This window comes from Microcoleus sp. T2B6, assembly GCF_036700475.1.
In the GTDB taxonomy this organism is placed as follows: domain Bacteria; phylum Cyanobacteriota; class Cyanobacteriia; order Cyanobacteriales; family Microcoleaceae; genus Microcoleus.
Genome location: NZ_JAUBOZ010000195.1, coordinates 1 through 6274 on the forward strand (window position 1 = coordinate 1; position 6274 = coordinate 6274).

Sequence of the window (6274 nt, forward strand, 5' to 3'; positions counted from 1 at the left end):
TTTAGTAGGCATTGACTTTTTATAAATATCATCATATTATACTATGCAATATGCGTTTTAGATGCTGAACAGCTTAGTAAATTCGAGTTGACTGTTGACTGTTGACGGTTGACAGTGAACCGTCAACAGTCAACAGTCAACATCATGTATGAGTGTAACCGGAAATGATATTACCATTATTCGATTAATCCTAATTTTTGTAAGCGCGAACGAATGGCACTAGGCTGTCGCTGAAATTTCTTTGCTAATTCACCAATTGGTTGACCGCTAGCATATTCATTCTTCAACTTCTCATCTTCTTCCCGACTCCACTTGACATAAGCTCTGGGATACTTCTGGCGAATTTTCTCAACATCGTAGGTTTTAGGTCGAGCGGCCTTATTTCGCTCGGCAGAACTCTCTGGTTGAGAATTGCGATCGCCCACTGCTTCTTGCACGCGGTTGGGAATCGCAGCAATTTCTTCTGAGAGTTCAGCCAAAGCATTGTCTACTTTTTGCTGAAGTTCTGTTAGCTGGCGCTGCTGCAAATTGCCCCACTGTGGCAGTTCGTTGATAAACTGCTGCAAGTCCAGAATTATTGTTGTCAAAGTTTCGACTTGTTGCAACTCCGGTCGCTGTTTGAATTGGCGGCTGGTGAGTTCTATCTCGCTTTGAATCATTTTAATAGTTTTTTCTAAAATTATTAGTCGCTGGCGCAGGTTCTCAATTGCTGAAATTAGAGAGTGTACGTTTTCTCCAGGCCCAACATTGAGATTTTCGCGAGATGTTTGAGAAAGAGCTTCGTCTAAAGCATTTACAGCAAGTTGCAATTGCTCGATCGCCCGATCGGTAGTAGCTGCTTGTTGATTTACGCGATCGAACGTGGCAGCCGTACTTGCTTTAACTTGCCTGTGCAGCTTCTGCCGGTTCACAAAATTCAACACCAACGAAATCACTACAGGCACTTGAGCATAAACGCTCTGCCCCCAAACCAAACTAGCAGCCAATCCCACAGCAGAGGCAGCAATAAAAACCACTTCAGCAGTTTCTAACCAATTGCTCGACTTGGGATTTTGGATTTTGGTTGGTGAATTGGATGATGACATAGCTTAATGGGGAATTGGGCATTGGGCATTGGGCATTGGTCATTGGTCATCAGTCATTGGGAGGCTGTACATCACCGAATTTAAAATTACTATGGTTTTTTTATTGATGCCAATCTACTTAAATATATTAAATCTGCAAAATTAGTCGAGCTAAAGTGAAATAAATCAAGACCCCAAGGACATCAACTGCGGTGGTAATAAAAGGAGCAGACATTAAAGCGGGGTCTAAACCCAAAGAACGAAATAGAAACGGCAGAGCTGAACCGGCAATAGAAGCTAAAATTGCGATCGCAAACAAACTCACTCCCACCGCGAGTGCCACTGCTAAACTCCCTTGCAGAGTGTAAGCCCAGCCCGTCGCTACAGTCCCCAATATAGCTCCTAGCAGCGCTCCTGCCATCCCCTCCCGAACAATTACTTGAAACGGGCCCATTGCTGTAATTTCGTCAGTGTTCAAACCGCGAATTACAACAGTTGAGGACTGAGCTCCGACATTGCCTCCAGTGCCAGTCAGCAGGGGAATAAAGGCTGCTAGGGCGACTACTTGGTGCAAAATATCTTCTTGAGCTCGAATAATTGCGCCGGTGACAGTATTAGTTAAAAGCAGAACAAACAGCCACACGACCCTTTTCCGGGCAACAGTGATTAAATCGGTCTGAAAATAATTGTCGCCGCCGGACTGGACGCCGCCCAAGGTATAAATATCTTTGGCTGCTTCTTGTTCTAAAATGTCGATCGCGTCGTCAACTGTAATGATGCCGACCAGACGCTGTTCGCGGTCTACAACGGGCACAGCTAAAAAATCGTAACGCTGGATCAGCCTAGCTACTTCTTCTTGATCCGTGTCAGTTTGAACAGAAACTACCTCGCGGGTCATAATTTCGCCGACAGTTTTGTCGAGGGGGGAAGTGACTAAATCCCGCAAAGATAAAATACCTGTCAAGCTGCGTCCGGCGTCGGTGACGTAAAGAGAATAAATTGTTTCGGTAGTTTTAGCCAAAGAGCGAATTCGGTCTAAAGCTTGGGCGACGGTAAAGCTTTCTTTCAGAGAAATGTATTCCGGGGTCATAATCCGACCGGCGGTACTGGCTTCGTAACCCAAAAGTTGAGCCGTAGCTTCCCGTTCCGTCGGGCTCAATTCACCCAACAGGCGACGGACTAATATTGCCGGCAGTTCGTCAAACAGTTTAGCTCGATCGTCCGGGGACATTTTATCTACAATGTCAATGACTTCTTGGCGTTTGAATTTTTCGCAGAGGGACTGCTGAACGCTGGAGTCGAGATATTCGTAGACTGCGATTGCTTCGTCTTTGGAAAGCAAGCGGAAAGCTATTACTTGCATGGTTTCTGGCAGGCCTTCGATAGCTTCAGCTATGTCTGCTTCCTGCACCGGGTGCAAAATCGCTTTTGCTCCTTTAAAGTCTCCTTCTTCCAACAGGGCCCTTAACTGCGATCGAACTAATTCCCGCAGTTCCTTTCGCGCGTAGGTGGGTAGAGAAGACGATTGATAACTTTTTTCTGTCATTGATGACCCTCCTAAACCTGTGCTGCGCGCCTTCCTGAATCCAGTTTAGAGCCTATTGACGCCACTGGTTGCAGTTATACGATTTATACCGGCGGGGTTAGCAACCCAGTTTCTTAGTGGAGGCTTCACCACCAAACCAAGATGTATTCTCGCAACCGTTTTTTTTGGTATGGGGTTTTTTATATTGATTTACTTAAACCAACAATTGATATTTTTCTTGTGCCAAACGGTAAAGTGGCCGCCACACCAAACGGTTAGTCAATACAACCAACAACGACATCACAGAAGTAGCAGCCAACAGCAAAGGAAAATTCCCAGATGCCGTAGCCTGAGAAATAGTTTCTCCCAAACCCTCTGTAGTAACAATTTGACCTTTAAACTGCACGTACTCGCTGACAATACTTGCATTCCAAGCACCGCCAACGGCGGTAATAATTCCTGTGCTCAAGTATGGGAAAATTCCCGGTAAAATCAAAGTCTGCCAGCGCTGGATTAGGGAGAGTTTGTAAACTTGTGCCGCTTCAAACAACTCGGAAGGTATCGATTGAGCGCCGGCAATAACGTTAAACAGCAAATACCACATTGTCCCCAACATCATCAGCGCCACAGAACCAATTTGCAAGCCGCCTCCAGCGTGAATTAAAGCTAGTAGCAATACGGGAAATAAAGCGGTTGCCGGTACAGAAGCTGCTATTTGTACTAATGGCTGCAAAATTTGAGCTAAACGTGGATTTCGACCGATCGCCACTCCGACCGGCACTGTCCACAACAGCGATAAAAATAGCGCGCAAATGACCCGCAAAGCTGTGAAAACTGCACCTGTCATGACTTTTTGCCAGTCAGACAAATTCAGCAACCGCAGCAGCAGCACTGCTTCCCAAGTTCCCCAAAGCACAATGACGGCAAACCCACTAACAAATATCCAATTTATCCACTTTCGGATGCGGCTGTTTTGTCGGGGATTTGTTGGTAAATTAACTGGTGCAAAAGCTCTAGCCAAACCGCGATCAAAACTGTCGGCTAGCGGCGAAATACGCGACTTAAAAACCCGCAGCGTCGCCGATCGTCTTAAAAAATCTAACACATTTGATTGCGGTACATTGGTAGCTTCCACGGATTGATATTTAAACTTTTCTACCCAAGCAATCAAAGGCTGCCACACGAAAAAGTCTATGGCTATAATCACACCAATTAATACTGCTAAACCCCAGCCGATCGCCCCAAAGTTTCCTTCATTAGCTGCCTTGCCCAAATATGAACCGAGTCCGGGCAAATTAAAGTTTTTGTCCCCCAAGGTAAAAGATTCAATCGCAATCAAAAAGAACCAGCCGCCCGCCACTGACATGACGCTGTTCCACACCAGCCCGATCGCACCAGCGGGCAATTCTAACGTCCAGAACGGCTGCCAAGCATTGAGCCGATAAACTTGAGCAGCTTCCTTAAGTTCTCGCGGAATCGCGGAAAGCGACTGATAGAAACTAAAAGTCATATTCCAAGTCATCCCCGTAAATATTAAGATAATCGATGCGAGTTCTACGCCGATTCTTTGACCGGGAAATAAAGTAACTAGCGCTAAAACCACTCCCGGCAAAAAAGATAAAACTGGAATCGACTGCAAAATGTCTAACAAGGGAATTAAAATTTTGGCGGCTAGGGGAAAGCGGTAAGCAGAATAAGCATAAACTAGGGTAAACAGCAGCGATAAAAAATAGGCTGCTACCATGCGTAAGAGACTCTGGGCTGTATAGGCTGGCAAGACATTTAGGGTAGTCTCAATTTTGAAATTAGGGTTGTAGTCACTGCTGAATTGAGAAGCTGTTTGGACAATTACCAAAATTAGAGAGAAGATGGCTAGAATCAGCAAACCGTCTTGCCAAGTCCAAGCTGACCTTTCTAAAGTTTTATTGGCCGGTGTTAAGGGTCTTGTCATAATAATTACTTATTGGGAATGGGGCATCGGGCATCGGGCATGGGGCATGGGTATCGCGCATTGGTTATTGATTATTGGTTATTGTTTATTGGTTATTGGTTATTGCTTATTAGTTATTGCTTATTGGAGGCAGAGCCTCCGGGTATGTATTCCCAGGCAGAGCCTGGGAACAAGACTAAGACTAAGATACCAACAAACAAGACTAAGATACCAACAAATAACGACTAACAAGCAACAACTAACAAGCAACAACTAACCAATAAAAAATAACAAATAGCAAATAACTACTCAGCTTTATATTCCGATTCTAAGAACATTTCGCCCCCGGGCTCATCATAACTGTATAACTCTGCATAGCGACCCCAGTCAATAGCAGTTTGCAATTGCCGCATTGCTTCTTTGGGACTAAAGTGGGCTTCGAGAATATCCAAAATCAACTCTTCAGAAATGCGGTGATTGCGCTTAGCCTGAAGCATTCGATACATTTGCTGTACGAGGCGAATATTGCTGAGAATTTGGGTGCGAACAATTTGTTTGCGCTGGTCAATTCCGCCGGCAATGAACTGAATGCCAACTGGTGTTAACAGGAGGTCGCCTTCTTGAATTACCAGAAATTCCATTAATTTTGCTGCTTCCACGATCGGCAAAATGTCGTCAACCTCTAACATTAATTCTTGACCGAGGCGGTAGAGATCCTGCTCCTTGCGGTCTTCCAAGAGTTCCAACAGACCTGCGATCGCACCGATTCGCACCTGCGGCAGAGATTGGTATTTAGCGCTTTGAGCGGGTTGAGGTTGAGACACAGTAGCGGCACTTTCAGCAGGTGCTGTTACTGTTTCGTCGCTCAAGTCAGGATTGGTGAGAATTTTGTAAACTTGGTCTACGAGAGCTTGGAATTCGGGAGTTTTACGATCGCGGTAGTGCGGCAAAGTCACCGTTAACTCGGCGCGAATTCGCCCCGGGTTGCGACCCAAGACTACAACGCGATCGGCTAAAATTACCGCTTCCTCAATCCCGTGAGTTACGATTAACACAGCTTGAGTCGGAATCTTTTTTTCCAGCCACAAATCTAATAACTCAAACCGCAAGTTTTCTGCTGTCAGCACGTCTAAAGCTGAAAACGGTTCATCCATGCAAAGCAATTCGGGTTCTACCGCCAAAGCTCTAGCAAATCCTACCCGCTGCCGCATTCCGCCGGAAAGTTCTTTTGGATAAGCATTTTCAAATCCGTCTAAACCGATAATGTCAATCATCCGTAAGGCTTTTTTTCGGCGCGGTTCGGGCAATTCTCCTTTAGCTTTTAAGCCTAATTCTACATTTTCTAGTACCGTCAACCAGGGATAAAGGGCAAAGTTTTGAAATACAATGGCTACTCCAGGATTTAAGCCGACTAAAGGACGATTGTGGTATAGAACTTGACCTGCGGTGGGCGGGATAAGTCCGGCAATCATTCGCATTAATGTTGATTTTCCCGAACCGGAAGGGCCGAGCAAAGCTACTATTTCGCCCGATCGCAAATCTAAATTAATTGGCTCTAAAATAGAGATTGTTTGACCGTTGGGCTGCGAGTAAGCTTTGCTAACGCCTTCTAAGGTAATCAGGCACTCTGTTGCTGTTTTAACTACCACAACTAAACCTCCTCGCTTGTTGTTTAAATTTAGTCAGTAGTCAGTAGTCAGTAGTCAGTAGTCAGTAGTCAGTAGTCAGTAGTCAGTAGTCAGTAGTCAGTAGTCA

At 45.3% G+C, this 6274-nt stretch carries 4 protein-coding genes; all 4 read right to left on the bottom strand.

What is annotated here, in order from left to right; translation table 11 throughout:
• Nucleotides 1-176: 176 nt before the first annotated feature.
• The 4 genes from QUA00_RS35900 to QUA00_RS35915 all read right to left on the bottom strand — a co-directional run bounded on the left by QUA00_RS35900 (nucleotide 177) and on the right by QUA00_RS35915 (nucleotide 6168).
• The gene (locus QUA00_RS35900) at nucleotides 177-1085 is read right to left on the bottom strand and encodes a hypothetical protein (RefSeq protein WP_333413320.1); all 909 of its coding nucleotides are present in this window, start codon (nucleotides 1083-1085) and stop codon (nucleotides 177-179) included.
• Between the two features lie 127 nt (nucleotides 1086-1212).
• Complete coding sequence (gene mgtE / locus QUA00_RS35905; protein WP_333102113.1) at nucleotides 1213-2610, bottom strand: magnesium transporter; 1398 nt, start codon at nucleotides 2608-2610, stop codon at nucleotides 1213-1215.
• A 193-nt stretch (nucleotides 2611-2803) separates the two neighbouring features.
• Nucleotides 2804-4540 carry an ABC transporter permease subunit gene (locus QUA00_RS35910; RefSeq protein WP_333413322.1) on the bottom strand — a complete coding sequence of 579 codons (1737 nt, stop codon included), beginning with the start codon at nucleotides 4538-4540 and terminating at the stop codon, nucleotides 2804-2806.
• 284 nt (nucleotides 4541-4824) lie between these two features.
• Entirely contained in the window at nucleotides 4825-6168 is a 1344-nt protein-coding gene (locus QUA00_RS35915) for a nitrate/sulfonate/bicarbonate ABC transporter ATP-binding protein (protein ID WP_333413324.1), read from the bottom strand.
• Nucleotides 6169-6274 lie beyond the last annotated feature (106 nt).

What these genes read in the sequence shown, in the direction of transcription:
- mgtE (WP_333102113.1), bottom strand. Translation starts at nt 2,610, where the DNA reads ATGACAGAAAAAAGTTATCAATCGTCTTCTCTACCCACCTACGCGCGA.
- QUA00_RS35900 (WP_333413320.1), bottom strand. Translation starts at nt 1,085, where the DNA reads ATGTCATCATCCAATTCACCAACCAAAATCCAAAATCCCAAGTCGAGC.
- QUA00_RS35910 (WP_333413322.1), bottom strand. Translation starts at nt 4,540, where the DNA reads ATGACAAGACCCTTAACACCGGCCAATAAAACTTTAGAAAGGTCAGCT.